20 protein-coding genes are annotated in these 22,051 nt (G+C 72.7%); 7 read left to right on the top strand and 13 right to left on the bottom strand.

All coding sequences use genetic code 11. The features are described from left to right. Window positions 1-15: 15 nt before the first annotated feature. The 3 genes from ABFT23_RS00475 to ABFT23_RS00465 all read right to left on the bottom strand — a co-directional run bounded on the left by ABFT23_RS00475 (window position 16) and on the right by ABFT23_RS00465 (window position 3,145). The gene (locus ABFT23_RS00475) at window positions 16-972 is read right to left on the bottom strand and encodes an SGNH/GDSL hydrolase family protein (RefSeq protein ID WP_347891776.1); all 957 of its coding nucleotides are present in this window, start codon (window positions 970-972) and stop codon (window positions 16-18) included. A gap of 83 nt (window positions 973-1,055) precedes the next feature. Continuing rightward, window positions 1,056-1,952, bottom strand: coding sequence for an SGNH/GDSL hydrolase family protein (locus tag ABFT23_RS00470; protein WP_347891774.1), 897 nt, complete (start codon window positions 1,950-1,952; stop codon window positions 1,056-1,058). Then, window positions 1,949-3,145, bottom strand: coding sequence for a PucR family transcriptional regulator (locus ABFT23_RS00465; protein ID WP_347891773.1), 1,197 nt, complete (start codon window positions 3,143-3,145; stop codon window positions 1,949-1,951). The genes ABFT23_RS00470 and ABFT23_RS00465 overlap by 4 nt, the downstream gene beginning before the upstream one ends. Before the next feature lie 63 nt (window positions 3,146-3,208). Between ABFT23_RS00465 and ABFT23_RS00460 the strand changes: the two genes are divergently transcribed. Continuing rightward, the gene (locus tag ABFT23_RS00460) at window positions 3,209-4,333 is read left to right on the top strand and encodes a ferredoxin reductase (protein WP_347891771.1); all 1,125 of its coding nucleotides are present in this window, start codon (window positions 3,209-3,211) and stop codon (window positions 4,331-4,333) included. Between the two features lie 26 nt (window positions 4,334-4,359). After that, on the top strand, window positions 4,360-5,610 hold the full coding sequence (locus ABFT23_RS00455) for a fatty acid desaturase family protein (protein ID WP_347891770.1): 1,251 nt from the start codon (window positions 4,360-4,362) through the stop codon (window positions 5,608-5,610). A 55-nt stretch (window positions 5,611-5,665) separates the two neighbouring features. On the opposite strand, the gene pgm is transcribed toward ABFT23_RS00455, so the two are convergent. Next, a complete protein-coding gene (gene pgm / locus ABFT23_RS00450) occupies window positions 5,666-7,312 on the bottom strand; it encodes a phosphoglucomutase (alpha-D-glucose-1,6-bisphosphate-dependent) (RefSeq protein WP_347891769.1) in 1,647 nt (548 codons plus the stop codon). A gap of 85 nt (window positions 7,313-7,397) precedes the next feature. On the opposite strand from pgm, the gene ABFT23_RS00445 reads away from it, so the two are divergent. Continuing rightward, a complete protein-coding gene (locus ABFT23_RS00445; protein ID WP_347891767.1) occupies window positions 7,398-9,746 on the top strand; it encodes a DUF6351 family protein in 2,349 nt (782 codons plus the stop codon). A gap of 16 nt (window positions 9,747-9,762) precedes the next feature. Here ABFT23_RS00445 and ABFT23_RS00440 read toward each other — a convergent pair whose 3' ends face one another. The 5 genes from ABFT23_RS00440 to ABFT23_RS00420 are packed head-to-tail and all read right to left on the bottom strand — an operon-like array spanning window position 9,763 to window position 13,809. Then, window positions 9,763-10,791, bottom strand: a complete 1,029-nt coding sequence (locus ABFT23_RS00440) for an LLM class flavin-dependent oxidoreductase (protein WP_347891766.1) — start codon at window positions 10,789-10,791, stop codon at window positions 9,763-9,765. Between the two features lie 59 nt (window positions 10,792-10,850). Next, on the bottom strand, window positions 10,851-11,792 hold the full coding sequence (locus ABFT23_RS00435) for an oxidoreductase (RefSeq protein WP_347891764.1): 942 nt from the start codon (window positions 11,790-11,792) through the stop codon (window positions 10,851-10,853). Beyond that, window positions 11,789-12,616: a maleylpyruvate isomerase family mycothiol-dependent enzyme gene (locus ABFT23_RS00430; protein ID WP_347891762.1), complete on the bottom strand. Its 828-nt coding sequence runs from the start codon at window positions 12,614-12,616 to the stop codon at window positions 11,789-11,791. The genes ABFT23_RS00435 and ABFT23_RS00430 overlap by 4 nt, the downstream gene beginning before the upstream one ends. Before the next feature lie 21 nt (window positions 12,617-12,637). Then, window positions 12,638-13,180 (bottom strand): hypothetical protein, encoded by a 543-nt coding sequence (locus ABFT23_RS00425; RefSeq protein WP_347891760.1) that lies wholly within the window; start codon window positions 13,178-13,180, stop codon window positions 12,638-12,640. Window positions 13,181-13,209: 29 nt separating this feature from the next. Continuing rightward, window positions 13,210-13,809: a LysE/ArgO family amino acid transporter gene (locus ABFT23_RS00420; RefSeq protein ID WP_347891758.1), complete on the bottom strand. Its 600-nt coding sequence runs from the start codon at window positions 13,807-13,809 to the stop codon at window positions 13,210-13,212. 70 nt (window positions 13,810-13,879) lie between these two features. Between ABFT23_RS00420 and ABFT23_RS00415 the strand changes: the two genes are divergently transcribed. Beyond that, entirely contained in the window at window positions 13,880-14,728 is an 849-nt protein-coding gene (locus ABFT23_RS00415; protein WP_347891756.1) for a LysR family transcriptional regulator ArgP, read from the top strand. A gap of 127 nt (window positions 14,729-14,855) precedes the next feature. Here the strand turns inward: ABFT23_RS00415 and ABFT23_RS00410 are convergent, their stop codons facing one another. Then, entirely contained in the window at window positions 14,856-16,721 is a 1,866-nt protein-coding gene (locus ABFT23_RS00410) for an acyl-CoA dehydrogenase (protein ID WP_347891755.1), read from the bottom strand. A 136-nt stretch (window positions 16,722-16,857) separates the two neighbouring features. Next, the gene (locus ABFT23_RS00405) at window positions 16,858-18,048 is read right to left on the bottom strand and encodes an acyl-CoA dehydrogenase family protein (RefSeq protein WP_347891754.1); all 1,191 of its coding nucleotides are present in this window, start codon (window positions 18,046-18,048) and stop codon (window positions 16,858-16,860) included. Between the two features lie 83 nt (window positions 18,049-18,131). Between ABFT23_RS00405 and ABFT23_RS00400 the strand changes: the two genes are divergently transcribed. Then, complete coding sequence (locus ABFT23_RS00400; protein ID WP_347891753.1) at window positions 18,132-18,590, top strand: RrF2 family transcriptional regulator; 459 nt, start codon at window positions 18,132-18,134, stop codon at window positions 18,588-18,590. Window positions 18,591-18,722: 132 nt separating this feature from the next. On the opposite strand, the gene ABFT23_RS00395 is transcribed toward ABFT23_RS00400, so the two are convergent. Beyond that, on the bottom strand, window positions 18,723-19,535 hold the full coding sequence (locus ABFT23_RS00395; RefSeq protein ID WP_347891751.1) for a hypothetical protein: 813 nt from the start codon (window positions 19,533-19,535) through the stop codon (window positions 18,723-18,725). Window positions 19,536-19,671: 136 nt separating this feature from the next. Between ABFT23_RS00395 and ABFT23_RS00390 the strand changes: the two genes are divergently transcribed. After that, window positions 19,672-20,196 (top strand): SigE family RNA polymerase sigma factor, encoded by a 525-nt coding sequence (locus tag ABFT23_RS00390; RefSeq protein WP_347891749.1) that lies wholly within the window; start codon window positions 19,672-19,674, stop codon window positions 20,194-20,196. Next, a complete protein-coding gene (locus ABFT23_RS00385; protein ID WP_347891747.1) occupies window positions 20,189-21,394 on the top strand; it encodes a hypothetical protein in 1,206 nt (401 codons plus the stop codon). The genes ABFT23_RS00390 and ABFT23_RS00385 overlap by 8 nt, the downstream gene beginning before the upstream one ends. Here the strand turns inward: ABFT23_RS00385 and ABFT23_RS00380 are convergent. Further along, complete coding sequence (locus tag ABFT23_RS00380) at window positions 21,381-22,049, bottom strand: DUF2461 domain-containing protein (RefSeq protein ID WP_347891746.1); 669 nt, start codon at window positions 22,047-22,049, stop codon at window positions 21,381-21,383. The genes ABFT23_RS00385 and ABFT23_RS00380 overlap by 14 nt on opposite strands. Window positions 22,050-22,051 lie beyond the last annotated feature (2 nt).

The raw sequence follows: 22,051 nt of genomic DNA, 5'->3' as shown, positions 1-22,051 counted from the left end.
GGCCCGGCCGAGCCGTCAGAGCTCGGCGAGCACCAGGTCGGCGACTGCCTTCTGCTCGGCCGGGTAGGGGTGCAGGCCGGCGGCGAAGTTGTCCTTGCCGCGGATGCCGGCGACCCAGGGCTGGTCGGAGCAGATGTCGTGGCCCTGGCTGGCGGCGACCATGTCGATGAACTCGGCGCCGGCGGCGGTGCCGCCCTCCTCGACCGCCGCGGAGAGCTGCAGGTTGAGGTCGAGCACGTAGGCGTAGTCGCCGACGGCCAGCGGCAGCCGCGGGCGGCAGGTGCCCTCGCTCGGGATGATCTGCGGGTAGCCGACGAGCAGGACGCGGGCGTCGGGGGCGCGCTCGGCGACCGCACTCACCACCCGCTCGACGTTGCCGCGGATCTTGACCACGTTGCGTTGCAGCTTGTCCTTGCCGCGCGCGTTGAGGTTCTTCTCGCGGCAGGGGGCGCCCTCGACGTCGGCGTCGGCGACGTCGAGGCAGTCGAAGACCATCTTGGTGAAGAACGTGAAGTCGTTGGCGCCGATGCCGATGGTGACGAGGTCGGCGTCGGGCGTGATCGCGTCGATCTGCGGCGGCTGGGTCATGGTGGTGAACTTCTGCGGCCCGAAGATGCTCACGGTCGAGGCGCCCGAGCAGCTGACGTCGGTGACCTCGATGCCGAGCTCGGCGGCCACGAGCGTCGGGTAGTTCTCGGCCGAGCGGAGGCAGTCGTCGATGATCGTGGCGTCGTCGAGCGGGTCGAGCGGCGCCGCCGTGTACGAGTCGCCCATCGCGACGTAGACCATCGCGTCGTCGGTCGACGGGCTGCCGGGCTCCGAGCCGGCGCTGGACGACGGCGTCGGGTCGGGGTTCTCGTCGGCGCCGGGGTCGGCCTCGGCGACGCACCCGGTGGTCGCCGCGAGGACGACGGCCGAGGCCGCGGACGCCACGAGACGGCGTGCGGCATCGGCGCGGGGGCGACGGAGCACGGGGCAAGAGTACGAGGCGATAGGGAGTCCTACCGAAATTCCGCCGACCCGGTCGAGCGGGGCCGGCGCCGCCCGGAACGGCGTCAGGGCACGAGCGGCCTCAGCAGGTCGGCCACGGCCGCCTGCTCCACGGCGAACGGGTGCAGCGGCGCGGCGTCGTCGGACGACGTCACGGCCCCGTTGACCCAGGGCTCGGCGGAGCAGACGTCGTGGCCGCGGCTCGGCCCGGCGAGGTCGACGAAGTCGAGGTCGTTGGCCTCGGCGCCGGCGCGCAGGGCGTCGGAGAGCCCCGTGGTGATCCGCTCGACCAGCGGGTAGTCGCCGGCGGCGATGGGCAGCAGGTCGGGGCAGGTGCCCTCGTCGGGGACGAGGCCGGGGTAGCCGACCACGACCACGCGCGCGTTCGGGGCCGCGGCGACGACGGCGTCGAGCAGGGTCGCGACGTTGTCGGCGACGACGGGCAGCACCCGGTCGACGTCGGCGCCGACGAGGTCGGTGCACGGCGTGCCGGGTGCGTCGGGGTCGGCCGAGGCGAAGCACCGCTGCAGCAGGGAGGCGAAGAGGTTCTCGTCGTTGCCGCCGACGCCGAGGGTGACGAGGTCGGTGGTCTCGTCGAGCACGGGCACCTGGTCGGCGAGCACGGACCCGGTGGTCGCGCCGCTGCAGGTGACGTCGGTGAGGGTGAGGCCGGCGGTCTCGGCGAGCACGTGCGCGTAGTTGGCGTCGGAGCGGAAGCAGCCGTCGGCCGGCGACGTCGTCGGGACGCCGGGCGCGGCGGCGAACGAGTCGCCGAGGGCGACGTACGACGGCCCGTCGGCGGGCGCCGACGTCGACGAGGGCTCGGCGGGCTCGGTGGGGGAGGAGTCCGCCGACGTCGAGCCGGAGGTCGGTGCGGCGTCGTCGGGCTCGGACCCCGAGCCGCCGCAGCCGGTGAGGAGCACCGCGCTGGAGAGGAGGCAGGCGAGGGTGCGGCGCGTCATTTCGTCGAGCGTACGGCGGGCACCCCGAGCGCGACCGTGAGGGCGAGCACGGTCTCGGGGTCGTCGAGGGTGTCGCCGAACGCCTCGCGCACCTGTCCCATGCGGTAGCGCACGGTCTGCGGGTGCACGAACAGCGCCGCCGCCACCTCGTCGCGCCGGCCCTGCAGCAGCAGCCACGTGCGCAGCGTCTCGGCGAGCTTCTCCGCGGTCGCCGGGCGCAGGTCGGCCAGGGGCGCCAGCGCCTGGGCGCGCAGGTCGTCGAGCGCCTCGGGGTCGGCGGTGAGCACCAGCCGGGGCAGGTGCTGCTCGGAGTCGTCGACGCCGAGCGCGCGGGCACGCCGGGCGCGCGCGTACGACGAGGCGACCTGCAGCCACGGGCGGGCCGGGCCGGCCGTGGCCCCGCGGCGCTCGAGCGTGCGCAGCAGCGCGGCCCGCCCCCGGCCGTGTGCGTCGGGCACCAGGAGCAGGACGGCGTCGTCGAGGCCGGGCGGGTCGACGGCTTGCAGGGTGTGGGGCGAGAGTGCGGAGAGCACCGGTCGCACCTGCGACTCGGCGAGCAGGACGGCGGTGAGGGTGCGTGGCTCGGGCCAGTCGGCCCGCTCGGCGGCCTCGCGGACGGCGTCCTCGGCCGCACCGGTGAGCAGGTGCTCGGCGAGCTGTTCGAGGCGTCGCTGGCGCACGCGGCCGGTGGTGGCCAGCTCGTCGGCGTGGCCGGCCACGCTGGAGGCGGACAGCTCGTCGATGAAGGCGAAGACCAGGGCGGCGAACCGGGCGAGGGTCGCGGCGTCGAGCCCGGCGCGCACCGCGCCCTGGGCCATCTCCTCCCACGACACGCGGGCGCCGATGCGGTAGGCCGACAGGATGGCCTCGGTGGGCCGGCCGCTGCGGGCCTCGCCGCGACCGAGCTGGTAAGCCCCCTCGACCGCGGGCGCGGCGGGAGCCCGCACGTCCGCGCCGCGACGTCCGCTGGCCAGGGAGAGGAAGCCGCCGAGCGCGATCTGCACGGCGTTGCGGATCACCTCGCCCATCGGGCCGCCGAAGGCGTCGGTGTAGCCCGGCACCTCCTCGATGATGGCGGTGACCACCGCGTCGGCGACCCCGGGCAGGCTCTGGCGGATCTCGGCGATCACGGCCGGCGGCAGGGTCAGACCGTGGTCGGCCGTGTGCCGTGCCGGACGGGGACGGGGCGGCATGTTGTCTCCAGCGAACAAAAGATCGGAACGGATTCACGTGCGGACGACAGGATCTTATCGCCGATGGCTGAGATGCTGGACAACATGACCGGCACGACTCCCGCGCTCTACGGCCCCGGCGCCCGCCAGGGCCTGCGCGCGCGCCTCCGCCGCCTCGCCGACGCCGCGGTCACCCCGCTCGACCTCGACGACGTCCTCGACGTCTTCCACCCGCTGCGCGGTGGCGCCGAGCTGCGCGCCCGCGTGGTCGAGGTGCGCCCCGAGACCGCCGAGTCGGCCACCCTGGTGCTCAAGCCCGGCCGTGACTGGACCGGCCACGTGCCGGGCCAGTACGTCCGGGTGGGCGTCGACGTCGACGGCGTCCGGCTGTGGCGCACCTACTCGCTCACCCACGGCCCGCGCCCCGACGGCTGCATCTCGATCACCGTCAAGGCGATCCCCGGCGGCGTCGTGAGCAACCACCTGGTGCACAGCACGGCGGTCGGCACGATGATCCAGCTCGCGCAGGCCGACGGCGAGTTCGTGCTGCCCGACCCGCTGCCGGCCAAGCTGCTGCTCGTCACGGCCGGCTCGGGCATCACCCCGGTCATCGGCATGCTCCGCAACCTCTTCTCGCGGGCCACCGCGCCCGACGTCGACATCGTGCTCGTGCACGTCAACGTCGACGCCGACAGCGCGATGTTCCGCGACGAGCTGCGCGCCCACGCGATGGACGGCCACCTGCGCCTCGTCGAGCGCTACGACGTGCGCGACGGCGTCCTCGACGTCGCCACGCTGCCCGACCTCGTGCCCGACCTGCCCGAGCGTCTCGCCTACGCGTGCGGCCCTGCCGGGCTCCTCGACGCGCTCGAGGCCCACCACGCCGAGCTCGGGCTCGACCTCACGACCGAGCGGTTCCGCACCCCGGTGCTCGAGGCCTCCGGCGAGGGCGGCACGCTCACGCTCGCCTCCGGCGCCACCGTCGACGCCCCGGGCGACAAGCCCCTGCTCGACGTCGCCGAGGACGCCGGCGCGCTCATGCCGAGCGGGTGCCGCATCGGCGTCTGCTTCGGCTGCGTCGTCCCGCTGCGCGAGGGCGTCGTCCGCGACCTCCGCAACGGCGCGATCACCGTCGCCGCGCCCGGCGACGGCGTCAACATCCAGACCTGCATCAGCGCGGCCGCCGGGCCGTGCGCCATCGACCGCTGATCCGTCCGATCACCGAGAGGTTCGTCATGACCGTCATCACCAAGCAGCCCGTCAGCCCGATCGCCCACCTCACCCCCGAGGACGTCGAGCAGCTCGGCGTCGAGCTCGACGCGATCCGCCAGGAGGTGCTCGACACGCGGGGTGCGGAGGACGCGGCCTACATCCGCAAGGTCGTCGACGTCCAGCGCAAGCTCGAGCTCGGCTCGCGCGCCGTCCTGCTCGGCTCGGCCCTGCCGCCGCTGTGGGTGCTCGGCACCCTCGGCCTCTCGATCGCCAAGATCCTCGAGAACATGGAGATCGGCCACAACGTCATGCACGGCCAGTGGGACTGGATGCGTGACCCGAAGATCCACTCGACCACGTGGGAGTGGGACAACGCCTCGACCGCCGAGGGCTGGAAGCACAGCCACAACGAGGTGCACCACACGTACACCAACATCGTGGGCAAGGACAACGACCTCGGCTACGGCATCATGCGCATCGACGAGGACCAGCGCTGGGCGCCGTTCCACCTCGGCCAGCCGCTGTGGAACTTCATCAACGCCTGCTTCTTCGAGTACGGCATCGCCGCCTACGACCTCGAGCTCGGCAAGAACCTGTCGCTGCCGAAGGAGAAGCGCTCCGAGGAGTTCAAGCGCAACGCCGCCAACACGCTGAGGAAGATCCGCCGCCAGGCGACGAAGGACTACGCCGTCCACCCCGCGCTCGGCCTGCCGTTCGGCTCGGCGCTGCCGATCCTCGCCGCCAACTTCACCGCCAACCTGGTGCGCAACCTGTGGTCGCACTCGGTCATCATGTGCGGCCACTTCCCCGAGGGCGTCGAGACCTTCGAGCGCAAGTCGATCCCCGCCGACGAGACGCGCGGCCAGTGGTACCTGCGTCAGATGCTGGGCTCGGCCAACATCTCGGGCTCGAAGTTCATGCACCTGATGACCGGCAACCTCTCGCACCAGATCGAGCACCACCTGTTCCCCGACCTGCCCTCGAACCGCTACGCCGAGGTCGCCCCGAAGGTGCGCGACCTGTTCGACAAGTACGACCTCAACTACCACGCCGCGCCGCTGCCGCAGCAGGTCGCCAGCGCGTGGCACCGCGTCGTCCGGCTCTCGCTGCCCAACGGCTTCCTCGAGACCACGACGAAGAAGAACCTGCCCGAGCAGGCCAAGCTGCTGTGGGCGATGTCGACCAAGGGCCCGAAGGTCCGGCGTGCCGCCCAGGCCCGGCTCCAGCAGGTCGCCAAGCGCAAGCAGGCCGAGAAGGCCGCCGCGGCCGGCTGAGCCGGTCGAGCCGTGTCCTTTCCGCGCGATCGCGCGGAGAGGACCGACGACGAGGTCAGCCGCTCAGCGCTGCGCCGACCACGTCGCGCGCGGCGTCCTGGACGGCGGCGAGGTGGTCGGGTCCGCGGAAGGACTCGGCGTAGATCTTGTAGACGTCCTCGGTGCCCGACGGACGGGCCGCGAACCAGGCCGACTCGGTGGTGACCTTGAGCCCGCCGATGCGCGCGCCGTTGCCGGGCGCCTCGGTGAGCTTGGCGGTGATCGGCTCGCCGGCGAGCTCGGTGGCCGTGACCGCGTCGGCCGACAGCGCCGACAGCGCGGCCTTCTGCTCGCGCGTGGCCGGGGCATCGATGCGGGCGTAGGCCGGCGCGCCGTGCTCGGCGACCAGGTCGGCGTAGTGCTCGCTCGGCGACCGGCCCGTGGTGGCCAGGATCTCGGCGGCGAGCAGGCAGAGGATCAGGCCGTCCTTGTCGGTGGTCCACGTCGTGCCGTCGGTGCGCAGGAACGACGCGCCGGCCGACTCCTCGCCGCCGAAGCCGAACGAGCCGTCGACGAGGCCGGGCACGAACCACTTGAACCCGACCGGCACCTCGACCATCGGCTTGCCGAGGCCCGCGGCCACGCGGTCGATCATCGACGACGACACGAGGGTCTTGCCGATGCGCGCGGTCTCGGGCCAGCCCGGCCGGGCGCCCCCGAACAGGTGCTGGATGGCGACGGCGAGGAAGTGGTTGGGGTTCATCAGGCCGGCGTCGGGGGTGACGATGCCGTGCCGGTCGGCGTCGGCGTCGTTGCCGGTGGCGACGTCGAACTCGCTCTTGCGACGCACGAGCGAGGCCATGGCGTCGGGGGAGGAGCAGTCCATGCGGATCTTGCCGTCCCAGTCGAGCGTCATGAACCGCCAGGTGGCGTCGACCAGCGGGTTGACGACGGTGAGGTCGAGCCCGTGCCGCTCGGCGATCTCGCCCCAGTAGTGCACCGAGGCCCCGCCGAGCGGGTCGGCGCCGATGCGCACCCCGGCCTGCTTGATCGCGGCCAGGTCGACCACCGAGGGCAGGTCGTCGACGTAGGTGCCGAGGAAGTCGTACGACTCGGCCGCCCGGCGCGCCCGCTCGAACGGGGTGCGGCGGACGTCGCTCAGCCCGCCCCGGATCAGCTCGTTGGCGCGCGCGGCGATGACCGAGGTGGCGTCGGTGTCGGCCGGGCCGCCGTGGGGTGGGTTGTACTTGAAGCCGCCGTCGGCCGGAGGATTGTGCGACGGCGTGACGACGATGCCGTCGGCGAGGCCCCCGCCGCTGGCGTTCCGGCCCCGGTTGGCGCGGATGATCGCGTGCGAGACGGCCGGCGTCGGTGTGTAGGCGTCGCGCGAGTCGACCAGCACGGTGACGTCGTTGGCGGCCAGCACCTCGAGCGCGCTCGCCCACGCCGGCTCGGACAGCCCGTGCGTGTCGCGGCCGATGAACAGCGGGCCGTCGTAGCCCTGCTCGCGCCGGTAGTCGCAGATGGCCTGGGTGGTGGCCAGGATGTGCGTCTCGTTGAACGACGTCTTGAGCGACGAACCGCGGTGCCCGCTGGTGCCGAACGCGACCTGCTGGTCGACGTCGTCGGGATCGGGCACCCCGGTGTAGTACGCCGTGACCAGGTGCGGCAGGTCGACGAGGTCGGACGGGTCTGCCGGTTCTCCGGCGCGTGCAGCGGCCATGGCGACATCCTGCCGTGACCCCGGGGGTGAGCGCTCGTTGACCCTGTGACGGCGGCCACAGGTGGCGGCCGGATCGGAGGACGTCGTGACCCGTTCCCGCGCCGCGGCCCTGCTCGTGGCCGCCCTGATCCTCTCCGGGCTCGCCGTGGTGCCGACACCGCCGACGTCGGCCGCGCCCGGCGTCGCGGCGTCGTCCGCCGTCGAGAAGCCGCGCGTGAAGAAGCGGCTGCGCCTGTTCACGACGTCGAACCGTGCCGACCTGGTCTCCGGCGGCGACGTGCGCGTCGCCGTCGCGGGGGCGAAGGGCCTCGACCTCCGGTCGCTGCGCATCACGCTCAATGGGCGCGACGTGACCCGGCGCTTCGCCATGCGCCCCACCGCCGACGCGACGGTGCGTCGTTTCGAGGCCTACCTGACCGGGCTGCGACTGGGTCGCAACGTGGTCAGGGCGGCCAGCCAGCGTTTCGCCGGACGCCTCGTCGTCATCAACCACCCGCGGGGCGGGCCGGTCTTCTCGGGCCCGCAGACGAGGCAGTACCGGTGCCAGGCCGGCGCCCGCGACCGCCAGTGCAACCAGCCGACGCGCTACCGATTCCTCTACAAGTCCACGAACCCGTTGCGGGCCGGGCTCCTGCCCTACGACCCGAAGCGCCCGCCGTCCGACGTCGCCACCACGCGCACCGACCGCGGCGTGCGGGTGCCGTTCGTCGTCCGGCGCGAGGACGGCGTCCAGGACCGCGACCGCTACACGATCATGGTGCTCTGGCAGCCCGGGAGGTCGTGGGACCGGTTCCGGCCGCAGCGGCAGTTCAACCGCAAGATGCTGGTCACGCACGGCGGCGGGTGCGGGGCGTCCTACACGCCGGGCGAGCCGCCGCTCGACGACTACTCGGGCACGATCCCGGGCCTGCCGGGCATCGAGTCGTCGTACGTCACGGCGTTGTCGAGGGGCTTCGCTGTGCTCTCGACGGCTCTCGACAACACGGGCCACAACTGCAACGTCGCGCTCAACGCCGAGTCGGTGATGATGGCCAAGGAGCACTTCGTCGAGCAGTACGGCTCCCTGCGCTACACGATCGGCACCGGCTGCTCGGGCGGCTCGATCGCCCAGCACACGGTGGCCAACGCCTACCCCGGTATCTACCAGGGGCTCGTGACGACGTGCTCCTACCCCGACACGTTCACCGCCGGCGCCCAGTTCGCCGACTACCACCTGCTCCGCCTGTACTTCGAGGACCCGTCGCGGTGGGCGCCCGGTGTCGTCTGGCTGCCCACGCAGCTCGCCGCCGTCGAAGGGCACCTCACCCACCTCAACGCCGTCGTCGCCGACGAGGGGCTGTTCAAGGCAGCCCTGAACCCCGAGCACGACTGCCCCGGCACGCTGGCGCCCGTGCGCGGCCGGGTCGCCACGCGCTACGACGACGCCATCAACCCCGGCGGCGTCAGGTGCTCGGTGCTCGACCTCCTCGTCAACCAGCTCGGACGACGTCCGCGCTCGGCCTGGAGTGCGGAGGAGCGCCGGGCGGGCCGCGGGTTCGGCGGCGTCCCGTTCGGCAACACCGGCCTGCTCTACGGGCTCGAGGCCCTGCGCGACGGCGCCATCACGCCCGCGCAGTTCGTCGACCTCAACGTCAAGGTCGGCGGCCTCGACGTCGACTCACGCCACACCGCCGCCCGCACCGCGGGCGACCCGGCGTCGGTCGCCAACGCCTACCGCACGGGCCTGGTCAACGAGGCGACCAACCTGAGCCAGGTCGCGATGATCAACCACGGCGGCCCCGACCCCGGGATCGCCCACGACTACGCCCACGCCTTCTGGACCGAGGACCGGCTGCAGCGCGCCCAGGGCCACACCGACAACCGGGTGATGTGGTTCGGCCTGACTCCGCTCATCGGCGACCCGCGCTGGGCCACCGAGGCGATGCTCGCGATGGACCGCTGGCTCACCGCCGTCGAGCGCGACCGGTCCCCGCGCCCGCTGGCGCGCAAGATCACCGCCGCCCGGGTGCGAGCGGGCATCACCGACCGCTGCAGCAACGTGCCCGGCGTCCTCGAGGTGACCGGCAAGGACGACGAGGTCGACTGCGTGCTGCCCGAGTCGCTGCAGCTGCGGCTCTCGACGCCGCGTGAGGTCGCCGGCGGCAACCGCCTCAACGACGTGCTCTCGTGCCGGCTGAAGCCGCTGACGCGTGCCGTCGTCGACGTCGGGCTGCTGCCCCTCACCGACGCCCAGCTCGCCCGGCTGCGGGCGGTCTTCCCACGCGGGGTCTGCGACTTCTCGAAGCCCGGCCTCGGTCAGCAGTCGGCGCAGACCTGGCTCGGCTACGGCACCGCGACGAAGGTCGTCACCGGCGGCCGCAACCTGCCCGCCGTCCCGCCGCGCCAGGGTGAGGCGCTGAGCGGTCCGGCGTTCCGGTCGCAGCTGCGGCAGTGACCGGCGTCGTCGGGGCTCAGTGCCAGCCGAGGGCCGGCGCGAGCTGGGTGACGATCGACTCGAGCACGTGGGCGTTGTAGTCGACGCCGAGCTGGTTCGGCACGGCGAGCAGCACGGTGTCGGCGGCCGCGATCGCCTCGTCGTCGGCGAGCTCCTTGACCAGCTGCTCGGGGGTGCCGGCGTAGGTCTTGCCGAACCGGGCGGTGCCGCCGTCGAGGTGCCCGACCTGGTCCTGGCTGCGCGACTCGCCGCCGAAGTAGGCGCGGTCGAGGTCGGAGACGATCGGGAAGATGCTCCGGCTCACCGAGACGCGCGGCTCGAAGTCGTGGCCCGCCTCGGCCCACCGGGTGCGGAACCGCTCGATCTGCTCGGCCTGCAGCTGGTGGAAGGGCACGCCGGTGTCCTCGAGCAGCAGCGTCGAGCTCATCAGGTTCATGCCCTGCTCGGCGGTCCACTCGGCGGTGGCCCGCGTCGAGGCGCCCCACCAGATGCGCTGACGCAGCCCGGGGGCGTGCGGCTCGAGCCGCAGCAGCCCCGGCGGGTTGGGGAACATCGGGCGCGGGTTGGGCTCGGCGAAGCCCTGCCCCTCGAGCATCTGCAGGAAGACCTCGGTGTGGCGCCGGGCCAGCTCGGCACCGCCCTGGTCGCCCTCCTCGGGCTGGTAGCCGAAGTAGCGGTAGCCCTCGATGACCTGCTCCGGTGAGCCGCGGCTGATGCCGAGCTGCAGCCGGCCGCCCGAGATGAGGTCGGCCGCGCCGGCGTCCTCGGTCATGTAGAGCGGGTTCTCGTAGCGCATGTCGATGACGCCGGTGCCGATCTCGATCGTGCTCGTCCGGGCGGCGATGGCCGACAGCAGCGGGAACGGCGAGCCGAGCTGCCGCGCGAAGTGGTGCACGCGGAAGTAGGCGCCGTCGACCCCGAGCTCCTCGGCCGCCACCGCGAGCTCGATCGACTGCAGCAGCGCGTCGGACGCCGTGCGGACCTGGGACTGCGGCGACGGCGTCCAGTGGCCGAAGTTGAGGAAGCCGATCTTCTTCTTGCTCATGATGGGCCAACAGTAGTTGAAGCGTCACCTATTCCCGGTGTCGGACGCCCCTCGGGCCGTCAGGGGTAGCTGATGCCCGTCGTCCGCTCGCTGAGCTCCCAGAGCCGGCGGGCGTCGTCGGCGTCGCGGGAGCGCCGGTTGCCGGTGGTGACCTGCGGCGTGCCGCCGAGCTCGGCGGGGCCGCCGGGGCCGACGAAGGTGCCGCCGGGCAGGTCGGCGGTGGCGGCCATGAGGGTGGGCCAGGCGCCGAGCGCGGCCGGCTGCGACACGGCGCGGACGGCGGCGTCGACGATCGAGGCGACCCCGCCCGACGAGCTGCCGTACCGGCCGTTGGCGGCCAGGTGGGTGCCGGCGATGCCGGGGTGGGCGGCGAGCGCCTTGACCGGCTCGCCCGCCTCGCGGCAACGGCGATCGAGCTCGTGGGTGAACAGGAGGTTGGCCAGCTTGGAGTGACCGTAGGTGCGCCACTTGCGGTAGACGCCACGTCTGCTCGAGGTCGGGTCGCCGAGGGGCGCGCGGCCGTAGCGGTGGTAGATCGACGACACGGTCACCACGGTGGCCGCCTCGCTCGCGACCAGCTGCGGCAGCAGGAGGCCGGTGAGCAGGAACGGCCCGAAGTGGTTGGTGGCCAGCTGCAGGTCGAGTCCGTCGTCGGTGCGGCGGCGCGAGGTGCCCATCACGCCGGCGTTGTTGACCAGCAGGTCGATCGGGCCCAGCCGGGCGGCCTCGCCCCCTGCGTGTCGTACGGACTCGAACGACGACAGGTCGAGCACCAGTCGCTCGAGGCGGGCGCCGGGCACCTCCGCGGTGATCGCGGACGCCGTCTCGTCGAGCTTGGCCGGCGTGCGCCCGGCGAGCACCACGCGGGCTCCGCGCCGGGCGAGCTCGAGCGCCGTGTGGTGCCCGAGGCCGCCGACGGACGGGCCGGTCACGACCGCCGTCCGGCCGGCCTGGTCGGGGATGTCGGCGAGCGACCACGCGTCGACCGCGGGCCGGCTCACGGCGTCGTCGCCATCACGGAGGCGATGCGGGTGCCGAGCTCGAGGTCGCCCTCGATCGTCACCGCGCCCGCGGCGGCCGGACGACGCCCGCCGGCGAGCACGACGAACGTCTCGCGGTCCATCGAGAGCCGCACGGTCGCCTCGTCGGGGACGTCGGGCAGCAGCTGCCCACGTGCCTTGCCCTCGTCGGTCGTGACGACCTCGAAGCCCAGGACGGGGCTGCCCTCCACCGCCAGGACGGCGGTCGTGCCCACCGGCGCGGAGGCCTTCTTGGCCACGATGAAGCCGAACGAGCCGATCAGGTAGTCGGCGGTGTGCTGGGCGGCGTCGGAGTGCATGCCACCGGGGAGCCCGACGGCCCGGCGCACGTCCTGCTCGTGCATCCACACGTCGAGCGGGCGGTTGCGCAGCAGCAGCTCCCACGTCCAGGGCACGCCGCCGAAGATCACCTCGGGCCTGGCCCGGCCGTCGGTGGGCGGATCGGCGAGCAGGTGCTCGTGGCGGCGGCGGGTGACCTCGCGGATCTCGGCGACGATGTCGGACGGCGGGGTGTCGCGCCGGTTGACGACCCCGATCTCGGTGTAGAGCCCCATGAGCCCGGTCACGTGCGGGGGCTCGCCGATGTCGGCCGTCTCCTCGGGCTCGCCCGCCAGGCGGCTCTCGAGGTGTGCGGTGTGGGCCGCGACGGCCTTGACGTCCCAGCCGGCGAGGTCGGTGGGCGTCGTCCACTGCTCGTCGGGCACCTGCTCGAGCACGGCCACGAAGTCCTGCACGGCCTGCCACCAGGTCTCGACGTAGCCGGCCAGGCGCTTCGCATCGCTCATGGTCGCGACCCTAGGGCAGGCCTACTCGCGCCAGGAGGTGTCGTAGACCTCGATCTCGTCGTAGGTGCCGACCGGCACGTCGTAGCCCGTGCACTCCAGCCGGACCGCACGGCCGAAGCGGACCGACGCCGAGCTGCTGCACCGGACCTCGCCCAGCACCTCGTTGTCGCGGATCATCGTGAAGTTGAGCGACAGGCTCTCGGTGTCCTCGTCGTCGCGGTCGTTGGTGGCACGCAGGCCGGTGATGCCGTCGGGGCCCACGCTCCAGCCGTCCTCGACGTCGAATCCGCGGATCTCGAACGCCTCGCCCTCGGCGACGGTGATCGGGTCGTCCTCGGAGCCGACGTAGTCGTTGGTGTCGAAGTCGGCCTGGCCGACGACCCACGCGCCCACCGCGAACAGGCCGCCGCAGAAGAGAACGATGCCGACGCCGACACCGATGAGGATGTTGCGGGTCGTGTTGTTGCGCGGCGGCGTCGGGTAGCCGTACTGACCGTAGGGCGAGCCGTAAGGCGGGTAGGGCTGCTGCGGCTCGGGGGATCCGTAGGACGGCGGCTGCGACATGGCCGCATTCTTGCCCGCCGGTCGCCGGCTCAACCCCCCAGGGCGAGGCTGGCGGCGATCGCGAGCATCGTCAGGCCGATCAGCACGTCGAGCACCTGCCAGGCGCGCGGTGTCGAGAGCAGGCGGTGCGCCCGGCGGGCGCCGTACCCGAGCCCGGTGAACCAGAGCAGGCTGGCCACCGCGGCGCCGGCGCCGAACCACCAGCGGTGGTCGTGGGTGTTCGCGATGGAGCCGAGCAGGAGCACGGTGTCGAGGTAGACGTGAGGGTTCAGCCAGGTGAGCGCGACGGCGGTGCGGACGGCGCGCCCGAGCGTTGCGTCACCGCCGGTGGCGGCCTCGAGCGACTCGGCCCGCCGGGCCCGCAGCAGCGCCGTGACGCCGTACCACGTCAGGAAGGCGACGCCGGCCCAGCGGACGACGTCGATGAGCCAGCCGGCCCGCTCGACCACCGTGCCGATGCCGGCCACCCCGGCCAGGATGAGCACCAGGTCGCTGATGGCGCACACGGCCACCACGGGCGCGACGTGCCGGCGCGCCAGACCCTGCCGCAGCACGAAGGCGTTCTGGGCGCCGATGGCGACGATGAGGCTCAGCCCGGTGAGCAGGCCGGCGACGGAGGAGGTGAGCACACCTCGACGGTAGGGCCCGGCGGCTGCTGTAGGCCAACGAAACAATCTTGTCAGCGATTAGCATCGCTTCATGCAGCCCGATCAGCTCGCCGCGCTGGCGGCCATCGTCGAGCACGGCACGTTCGAGGCGGCTGCCCGCCACCTGCACGTCACCACGAGCGCGGTGAGCCAGCGCATCCGGGCGCTCGAGTCCACCGCCGGCCAGGTGCTGGTCAGCCGGACGGCGCCCTGCCGGCCGACCGCCGCCGGCGAGCCCCTGGTGCGCCTCGCCCGCCAGTGGGGGCTGCTGCTCACGGAGGCGGTGCCGGCCCCGAGCCTCGACCTGCCCGTCGCCGCCAACGCCGACACGCTCGCCACCTGGTTCCGGGGCGTCGTCGCCGAGGTCGCCGGGTGGGACGGCGTCCGGCTGCGGCTGCACGTCGAGGACCAGGCCTTCTCGGCCGAGCTGCTCCGCCGCGGCGAGGTGCTCGGCGCGGTCACCTCTGACGCCACGCCCGTGCAGGGCTGCTCGGTCGAGCCGCTCGGCACGATGCGCTACCGGCCCGCGGCCACGCCGGCGTTCGCCGAGCGGTGGCGGCACGGTCGTGGCTACGACTGGGCTCACATGCCCGTCGTGGTGTTCAACGCCAAGGACGTCCTGCAGCACGACCTCCTCGCGGCCCGCGGCGTCGGCACCCCGGCGGTCGTGCACCGGGTGCCGACCTCGGCCGACTTCCACGAGGCGGTCCGGCTCGGCCTCGGCTGGGGACTCTTGCCGCGCGCCCAGCTCGACCCCGACCTCACCTCCGGCGCACTCGTGCTGCTCTCGTCGCGCGACCACGTCGACGTCCGGCTGCACTGGCAGCGGTGGCGGCTCGAGTCGCCGACCCTCGCGCGGCTGACCGACGCCGTCCGGCGGGCCGCGCCTCGCGGGGGATAGCTCGACACTCAGTCGACCTTCCAGGCTCGCCAGAGGTCGATGGCGTGTCGAACTATCCCGGCTCAGCCCCGCAACGACAGCGGCCCGCCGTACTCACGTACGACGGGCCGGTGCTGGGTGTGCCAGGTCAGAAAGCGTCTTCGTCGAGCTCCATGATGTCGAGGTCGGTGGCCTCGAGGATGGCGCGTTCGGCGGTGAGACGGGGCAGGTTGTGGCGGGCGAAGAACTGCGCCGCGGCGACCTTGCCCTCGTAGAACGCCTTGTCCTTGCCGGGGTCGCCGCCGAGCTTGGCGAGGGCGACCTCGGCCTGGCGCAGCAGCAGCCAGCCGCAGACGACGTCGCCGAGCGCCATCAGCAGGCGGCTGGTGTTGAGCCCGACCTTGTAGATGTTGCTGATCTCGGCCTGCGCCGACATCAGGTCGTTGATCATGTGGCCGACCATCGCGTTGGCGTCGTCGAGCGCCGTGGCGAGCAGCTCGCGCTCGTTCTTCAGGCGACCGTTGCCCGCCTCGCTGTCGAGGAACTTCTGGATCTCGCCGGCGATGTGGCCGAGCGCGGTGCCCTGGTCCTTGACGATCTTGCGGAAGAAGAAGTCCTGGCCCTGGATCGCGGTGGTGCCCTCGTAGAGGGTGTCGATCTTGGCGTCGCGCACGTACTGCTCGATCGGGTACTCCTGCAGGAAGCCGGAGCCGCCGAACGTCTGCAGCGACTCGGTGCCGAGCAGCACCCACGAGCGCTCCGAGCCGTAGCCCTTGACGATCGGCAGCAGCAGGTCGTTGACGGCGTGCGCCAGCTTGTACTGCTCGCCCTTGTCGTCGGCGTGCTCGAGGACGGCGATCTGGTCCTGCCAGGTCGCGGTGTACATGACGAGCGCCCGCATGGCCTCGGAGAACGACTTCTGCGTCATCAGCGAGCGGCGGACGTCGGGGTGGTGCGTGATCGTCACGCGCGGCGCGGTCTTGTCGCCCGACCGGGCGAGGTCGGCGCCCTGGACGCGGGTCTTGGCGAACTCGAGCGCGTTGAGGTAGCCGGTGGAGAGGGTGGCGATGGCCTTGGTGCCGACCATCATGCGGGCGTTCTCGATGACCTGGAACATCTGCGCGATGCCGTCGTGCACCTCGCCGAGCAGGTAGCCGACGGCCGGCTCGCCGCCGCCGACGGCGGCGTCGCCGAAGGTGAGCTCGCAGGTGTTGGAGACCTTGAGGCCCATCTTGTGCTCGACGTTGGTGACGTAGGCGCCGTTACGGGCGCCGAGCTCGCCGGTCTCGAGGTCGAAGTGGTACTTCGGCACGATGAACAGGCTCAGGCCCTTGGTGCCCGGGCCCCCGACGCCCTCGACGCCCACGGGCCGGGCGAGCACGAAGTGGATGACCTGGTCGGACAGGTCGGACTCGGCGGAGGTGATGAAGCGCTTGACGCCCTCGATGTTCCAGGTGCCGTCGTCGTTGGCGGTGGCCTTGGTGCGACCCGCGCCGACGTCGGAGCCGGCGTCGGGCTCGGTGAGCACCATGGTGGCGACCCAGCCCTTGTCGATCATCAGCTCGGCGATGTGCTGGTCGCGCTCGGTGCCGTTCTTGTAGGCGATGCCGGCGAACATCGGCCCGGCGCCGTACATCCACAGGGCGGGGTTGGCGCCGAGCACCATCTCGCCGAGGGCCCAGCAGACGCTGTTGGGGGCCGGGGTGCCGCCGAGCTCGGCCATGGTCGTCAGGCGCCAGAACTCGGCGTCCATCCAGGTCTGGTAGCTCTTCTTGAACGACTCGGGCACCGGCGCGGTGTTGGTCGTCGGGTCGAAGACCGGCGGGTTGCGGTCGGCGTCGACGAAGGACGCGGCGAGCTCGTTGGTGGCCAGGGACTCGACCTGGGCCAGGATCTCGCGCACGGTGTCGGCGTCGACGTCGGCGAAGGGGCCGGTGCCCAACACCTGGTCGCGACCGAACACCTCGAAGAGGTTGAACTCGATGTCGCGCAAGTTGCTCTTGTAGTGGCTCACGGCGTTCCTCGATCTGATCGTTGACTCGGTGACGGGCCGGTGCGGAGGGTGTCCGCTACCGACCAGTAACTTTCATGTTACCGGGGGGTACTCGGCGCACACAAGATCCCGTCGACGGTCGTGACCAGGCTCTCGCCTAGACGAACGCGCTCTCCCCGGTGATCGCCCGACCCACGATGAGCGTGTTGATCTCGCGGGTGCCCTCGTAGGAGTAGATCGCCTCGGCGTCGGCGACGAAGCGCCCGACGTGGTGCTCGAGCAGGATGCCGTTGCCGCCGAGCACCTCGCGCGCCCAGCCGACGGTCTCGCGCATGCGCACCGTGCTGTGCGCCTTGCAGAGCGAGGCGTGCTCGTCGCGCAGGCGCCCGGCGTCCTGCAGCTGCGAGGCCCGCGCGTTCATGGTGGCGGACGCCGTCACGTTGGCCAGCATCTTGACCAGGAGGTCCTGCACGAGCTGGAAGGAGGCGATGGAGCGGCCGAACTGCTGTCGCTCCTTGGTGTAGCGCAGGGCGTGCTCGAACGCGCCGCGCCCGCACCCGGCTGCCTGCCAGGCGACGTCCATGCGGGTCACCCGCAGCACGCCCGCGGTGTCGGCGAAGCTGCGCGCCTCCTGCAGCCGGTCGGCCTCGGGCACGCGGACGTCGACGAGGTCGATCTCGGCGTTCTGGACGACGCGCAGGGCGATCTTGTCCTCCTGCTTGGTCGCCGTCAGGCCCTCGGCGTCGCCGGGAACCACGAACCCCTTGACCTCGCCGTCGTCCTCGTCGCGGGCCCAGACCACGATCAGGTCGGCGAACGTGGCGTTGCCGATCCACTTCTTCCGCCCGTTCAGCACCCAGCCGTCGCCGTCGCGGCGCGCGGTGGTGGCCAGGCCCTGCGAGATGGCCGAGCCGGTCTCGGGCTCGGTGAGCGCGAACGCGCCGACCAGCTCGAGACGCGCCATCGCCGGCAGCCACCGGGCGCGTTGCTCGTCGTCGCCGCAGAGCATGATCGAGCCCATCGCGAGACCGCCGTGCACGCCCATGAACGTGCCGATCGAGGCGTCGATGCGGCTCAGCTCCATCGCGACCAGGCCGTTCACCAGGGCGCCGCGGCCGGGGCAGCCCGGACCGTCGTAGGTGAGGCCGGCGATGCCCAGGCCGGCGAGCCCCGGCAGCAGGTCGTGCGGGAACTCCGCGCGCGTCCAGTGGTCGTTGATCACCGGCTCGACCTCGCGGGTCATGAAGGCCCGCACCCGGCTCAGCAGGGCCCGGTCCTCCTCGTCGAGCAGCAGCTCGACGTCGAGGAAGTCGGACAGGGGCGTCTCGTCCCCGGCGGTGTGGCTCATGTGCCCACCCTGACGTGCCGGTCAACCGGGCTCCCGGCCCGCATGTCCAGTGTCCGACCCGACATATCTGACACAATGGCTTCATGCGAGTTTCCGCCAAGTCCGACTATGCGCTGCGTGCCCTCATCGAGATGGCCGGGCGCGCGGACGGCAAGGCGGTCAGCGCCGAGGAGCTCGGCCGGCTGCAGGAGATCCCGCACGGCTTCCTCCAGGCGATCCTGGCCGACCTCCGCCGCGCGGGCATCGTCATGTCGCAGCGCGGTCAGTCCGGCGGCTGGCGCATGGGCCGCCAGGCCACCGACGTCTCCGTCGCCGACGTCATCCGCGCCGTCGACGGCCCGCTCGTCTCCGTCTACGGCCTGCGCCCCGAGTCGGTGAGCTACAACGAGCAGGCCGACGTCCTCCAGCACGTGTGGATCGCCGCGCGCCGCTCGCTGCGCGAGGTGTTCGAGCAGGTCTCCATCCAGCAGCTCTCCGACGGCAAGCTGCCCAAGGCCGTCACGTCGCGCACGGCCGACGAAGACGCCTGGCAGCCCCACTGACCACTCGCTGATCGAGCGAGTCGAGATCCCGGTGGCGACCTTTCGACTCGGCCACGGTGGCCCGGTCGGGAGGTCGGTTGCGTGGGGTCTCGACTCGCCCGAGTCGCCAGGGCGACTCGACCACCGATGGGTCTACCCCAGCTCGGCGAGGCGCCGCTTGAGCTTGCGCCTCTTGCGCTCGACCTTGCCCAGCCGGGCCTCGAGGTCGGTGGTGCGGTGGCGCAGCCGCTCGACCTCGTGACGGGCGTCGGCGAGCGCGCGGGCGGTGGCGTCGAGCAGGTCGGCGGGCAGCGGGCCGTCGGACAGGCTGTCGGGGTCGCCGACGACGTCGTAGGACGACGAGCCGAGCACCTCGCGCCAGGCGGCGGCGAGCGAGGGGTCGACGGCGCGCACCGGCATCGACGTCGGCGGCCCGATGCGCAGCGACGTCGTCCCGAACCCGGCGACACGGCCGAGGCTCCGCCACGTCGCGTCCGGGTCGCCGAGCAGCACGTGCACGCGATCGGCGGCGCCGACGGCGTCGGCCCAGCGCGGTAGCACCTCGGTCAGGTCGCGGGCCGGCCCGCCGCTGCGGGCCCACGGCTCGGGCGGGCGGGCGGTGACCACGGCGTGCACGTCGAAGCCGTCGAGGGAGTCGACGACGGCCTTCGCGCGGTCGGCGGCGGCGCCGGCGAGCACGGGCTCGCTGAGGACGATCGTGTCGCGGCCCTTGCGTGCGCGCCGTACGAGGTCGTCCCAGGCACCGTCGACCTCGTCGGCGTCGAAGCCCCACTCGGCGTGGGTGCCGAGCACGTCGAGGACGGCGCGGAAGGTCGCGGCCGTGTCGTGCGGACGACGCACCCGGAGGTCGAGCAGGGCGTGCTCGTGGTCGCCCAGGGCGCCGGCGAGCACGTCGCCCGAGCCGTCGTCGAGCCCGACGTGGAGGTATGCGCGTCGCTGTCCCACGCCCGCACGGTGACAGGGCCGGGTGAGCGGCGGGTGAACGCCGGGCGACCTGCGCAGGTGAGAACGTGTTCGAGTGTGACGGACCGGGCGGTCGGTGCGTCTGACTGGGTGACGCCGACACCACCAGGAGAGCACGATGTCGAAGCCGGGGTTCGAGGACTTCGCGCGGGCCCGCACGCCCGCGCTGGTCCGCTCGGCCTGGCTGCTGTGCGAGGACCGTCACCTCGCCGAGGACCTCGTGCAGGACACCCTGGCCAAGGTCTTCGTGCGGTGGGACGCCCCGTTCCGTGGTCCGATCGACGACCCCGTCGCCTACGCCCACACGGCGCTCACGCGCACGTTCCTGAGCAGCCGCCGTCGGCGCAGCAGCACCGAGCGGCCGCTGGAGCACCTGCCCGAACGGCCGGTCGCCGACGCCACCGACGCCACCGACCTGCGCCTCGCGCTCGCCGGTGCGCTGGCCGGGCTCGCCCCGGCCGACCGGGCGGTGCTGGTGCTGCGCTACCTCGAGGACCTCAGCGTCGATGAGACCGCCGCCCGCATGGGCCTCTCGCCCGGCGCCGTCCGCAACCGCAGCATGCGGGCGCTCGGGCGGGTCCGACCGCTGCTCGACGGCTCGCTCGCCGTCACCCATCCCAGGAACGAGGGCACCCATGAGTGAGCAGGACACCTCGCGCCTGTTGCACGAGGCCACCCGGACCCTGCCCGACCACGACACCGACGTCGAGACCCTGGTGCGCGGCGGCATCGCCCGCGGTCGCGCGCGGCGCCGGCGGCGGCGCGCCGGGACGACGGTCGCCGCGGCCGCCGTCGTGGCCGCGGTGGCGGTGGCCGGGGTGACCACCGGCGCGACGGGCCCGCAAGGGGTCCGCGACGACGCCGACGTCGGTGACCGGCCGACGTCGGCGGTCGGCGTCGAGCCCGGTCGGCTGGCCGTCCCAGCCGCCGAGGTGCCGGCGACGTTCGCCGCGCTGCTGCCCGACGTCGAGGTCGGACCGGTGCAGCGTGGGCCCGACCACCCCTTCGTCGACGACTTCCGGCACACGGCGGTCGACTTCCTCGTCGACGGCGACCTCACCCGGTTCGAGGTCGAACCACTCGCCACCGCCCCCACCTGCCCCGAGCTCGCGCGCAGCACGCCGGGAGCGGCCTGCGCGACCCGCGGCGGCATCGAGGTGCTGCGCGCCGGTCCGACGGGTGCCGACGGCGTCCGCACGGCGTCGGCCTGGTTCATGGGCTACCGCCTGAGCGCCACCTCGTGGGGCCCTGCGCTCGACGTCGAGCAACTCGAGTCGGTGGTGGTCAGCGACCGGTGGTACCTCGGTCCGGACGACGTCGCCGCGGGTGCCGACGAGTCCGGCAGCGCCGCGGTGCGGGCACGCTGGACCGACCTCGCGCCCACCGACCTGGCCGGCCTCCTGGTCGATCGGCTGCCCGACGACGGGTCGGTCTCCCGGCCGCGCGACTACCGCGCCGACCCGCCACCGTTCGCCGACCACTCGCCCGGCTTCTCGATGGGCACGTCACTGCTCTACCGCGGGGCGCTGGTCGACCTGCAGGTCTCGGGCGAGGTGTGGGAGGAGCTCGGGACCTTCGACGATTACGCCGGGTGCGAGCAGCTCGAGTGCGAGGAGCGCCCCGACGGCTCGGTGGTCACCGTCAGCGTGCGCGACGACCTCGACGGCGACGGCGGGCTGAGCCAGTGGGTGATGCTCACCCGGCCGGACGGCGGGCGCGTCTCGGTCATGGCGTCGAACACCCCCGACGACACCAGCGCGCCGGTGGACGACGAGCCGGTGCTCACGGTCGACCAGCTGCGCGAGATCGTGCTCGACCCCGTGTGGCTCAGCGGATCCTGAGGTCCTCCGGCACGCCGGCGACCGCGCGCTGGAGCCACGTGATCAACGGCTTGAGCGCGCGCCAGTCGTCGCGCACGAGCGTCTGCACGGCGGGGGTGTGGATGACCTTCTCGAAGCCGTAGGAGCGGCCGACGATCAGCTGCTTGTGCCGCAGCAGGTCGATGCGCGGGTGGTCGGCGTCGTAGCCGCGGGGCGAGGTCTTGAGCCGTTCGCCGCCGACGTCGTAGCCGGCCTTCTCGAGCTTGGTCAGCAGCCGCTTGAGGGCCGGGCCGGTCTTGTCGTCGTCCATCGCGTCGCGGATGGCGCCGATGCGCGCCCCCGACGCCTCGTAGAACCCGCCGCCGACCCGCACCCCGCGGGCCGACAGCTCGACGTACCACCCCATCGACGGCCCCGAGGCCACGAACATGCCCTGGTGGGTCTTGTAGGGCGTCTTGTCTTTTGCGAATCGGACGTCGCGGTAGGGCCGGAAGATCTTCGCGGCCCCGAACTCCGGCTCGAGCGCGGCCGCCAGCGCGGTGAACGGTGCCTTGACCGCGGCGTCGTAGGTCGCCTTGTGGGCCTCCCAGAACGACTTGGTGTTGTCGACCTCGAGGTCGTCGTAGAAGTCGAGCGCGGCCACGGGGAAGCCGGCGAAGGCGGACGGTTCGGGCACGG

It is taken from the genome of Nocardioides secundeburneus (assembly GCF_039939255.1).
Classification (GTDB): Bacteria; Actinomycetota; Actinomycetes; order Propionibacteriales; family Nocardioidaceae; genus Nocardioides.
The sequence above is the reverse complement of the archived record's forward strand: the minus strand, read 5'-3'. Positions and strand labels throughout refer to the sequence as shown.

Coding starts and splice junctions, on each gene's coding strand:
- ABFT23_RS00470 (WP_347891774.1), bottom strand. CDS start 1,952: ATGACGCGCCGCACCCTCGCCTGCCTCCTCTCCAGCGCGGTGCTCCTC.
- ABFT23_RS00465 (WP_347891773.1), bottom strand. CDS start 3,145: ATGCCGCCCCGTCCCCGTCCGGCACGGCACACGGCCGACCACGGTCTG.
- ABFT23_RS00460 (WP_347891771.1), top strand. CDS start 3,209: ATGGCTGAGATGCTGGACAACATGACCGGCACGACTCCCGCGCTCTAC.
- ABFT23_RS00455 (WP_347891770.1), top strand. CDS start 4,360: ATGACCGTCATCACCAAGCAGCCCGTCAGCCCGATCGCCCACCTCACC.
- pgm (WP_347891769.1), bottom strand. CDS start 7,312: ATGGCCGCTGCACGCGCCGGAGAACCGGCAGACCCGTCCGACCTCGTC.
- ABFT23_RS00440 (WP_347891766.1), bottom strand. CDS start 10,791: ATGAGCAAGAAGAAGATCGGCTTCCTCAACTTCGGCCACTGGACGCCG.
- ABFT23_RS00430 (WP_347891762.1), bottom strand. CDS start 12,616: ATGAGCGATGCGAAGCGCCTGGCCGGCTACGTCGAGACCTGGTGGCAG.
- ABFT23_RS00425 (WP_347891760.1), bottom strand. CDS start 13,180: ATGTCGCAGCCGCCGTCCTACGGATCCCCCGAGCCGCAGCAGCCCTAC.
- ABFT23_RS00415 (WP_347891756.1), top strand. CDS start 13,880: ATGCAGCCCGATCAGCTCGCCGCGCTGGCGGCCATCGTCGAGCACGGC.
- ABFT23_RS00405 (WP_347891754.1), bottom strand. CDS start 18,048: ATGAGCCACACCGCCGGGGACGAGACGCCCCTGTCCGACTTCCTCGAC.
- ABFT23_RS00400 (WP_347891753.1), top strand. CDS start 18,132: ATGCGAGTTTCCGCCAAGTCCGACTATGCGCTGCGTGCCCTCATCGAG.
- ABFT23_RS00390 (WP_347891749.1), top strand. CDS start 19,672: ATGTCGAAGCCGGGGTTCGAGGACTTCGCGCGGGCCCGCACGCCCGCG.
- ABFT23_RS00385 (WP_347891747.1), top strand. CDS start 20,189: ATGAGTGAGCAGGACACCTCGCGCCTGTTGCACGAGGCCACCCGGACC.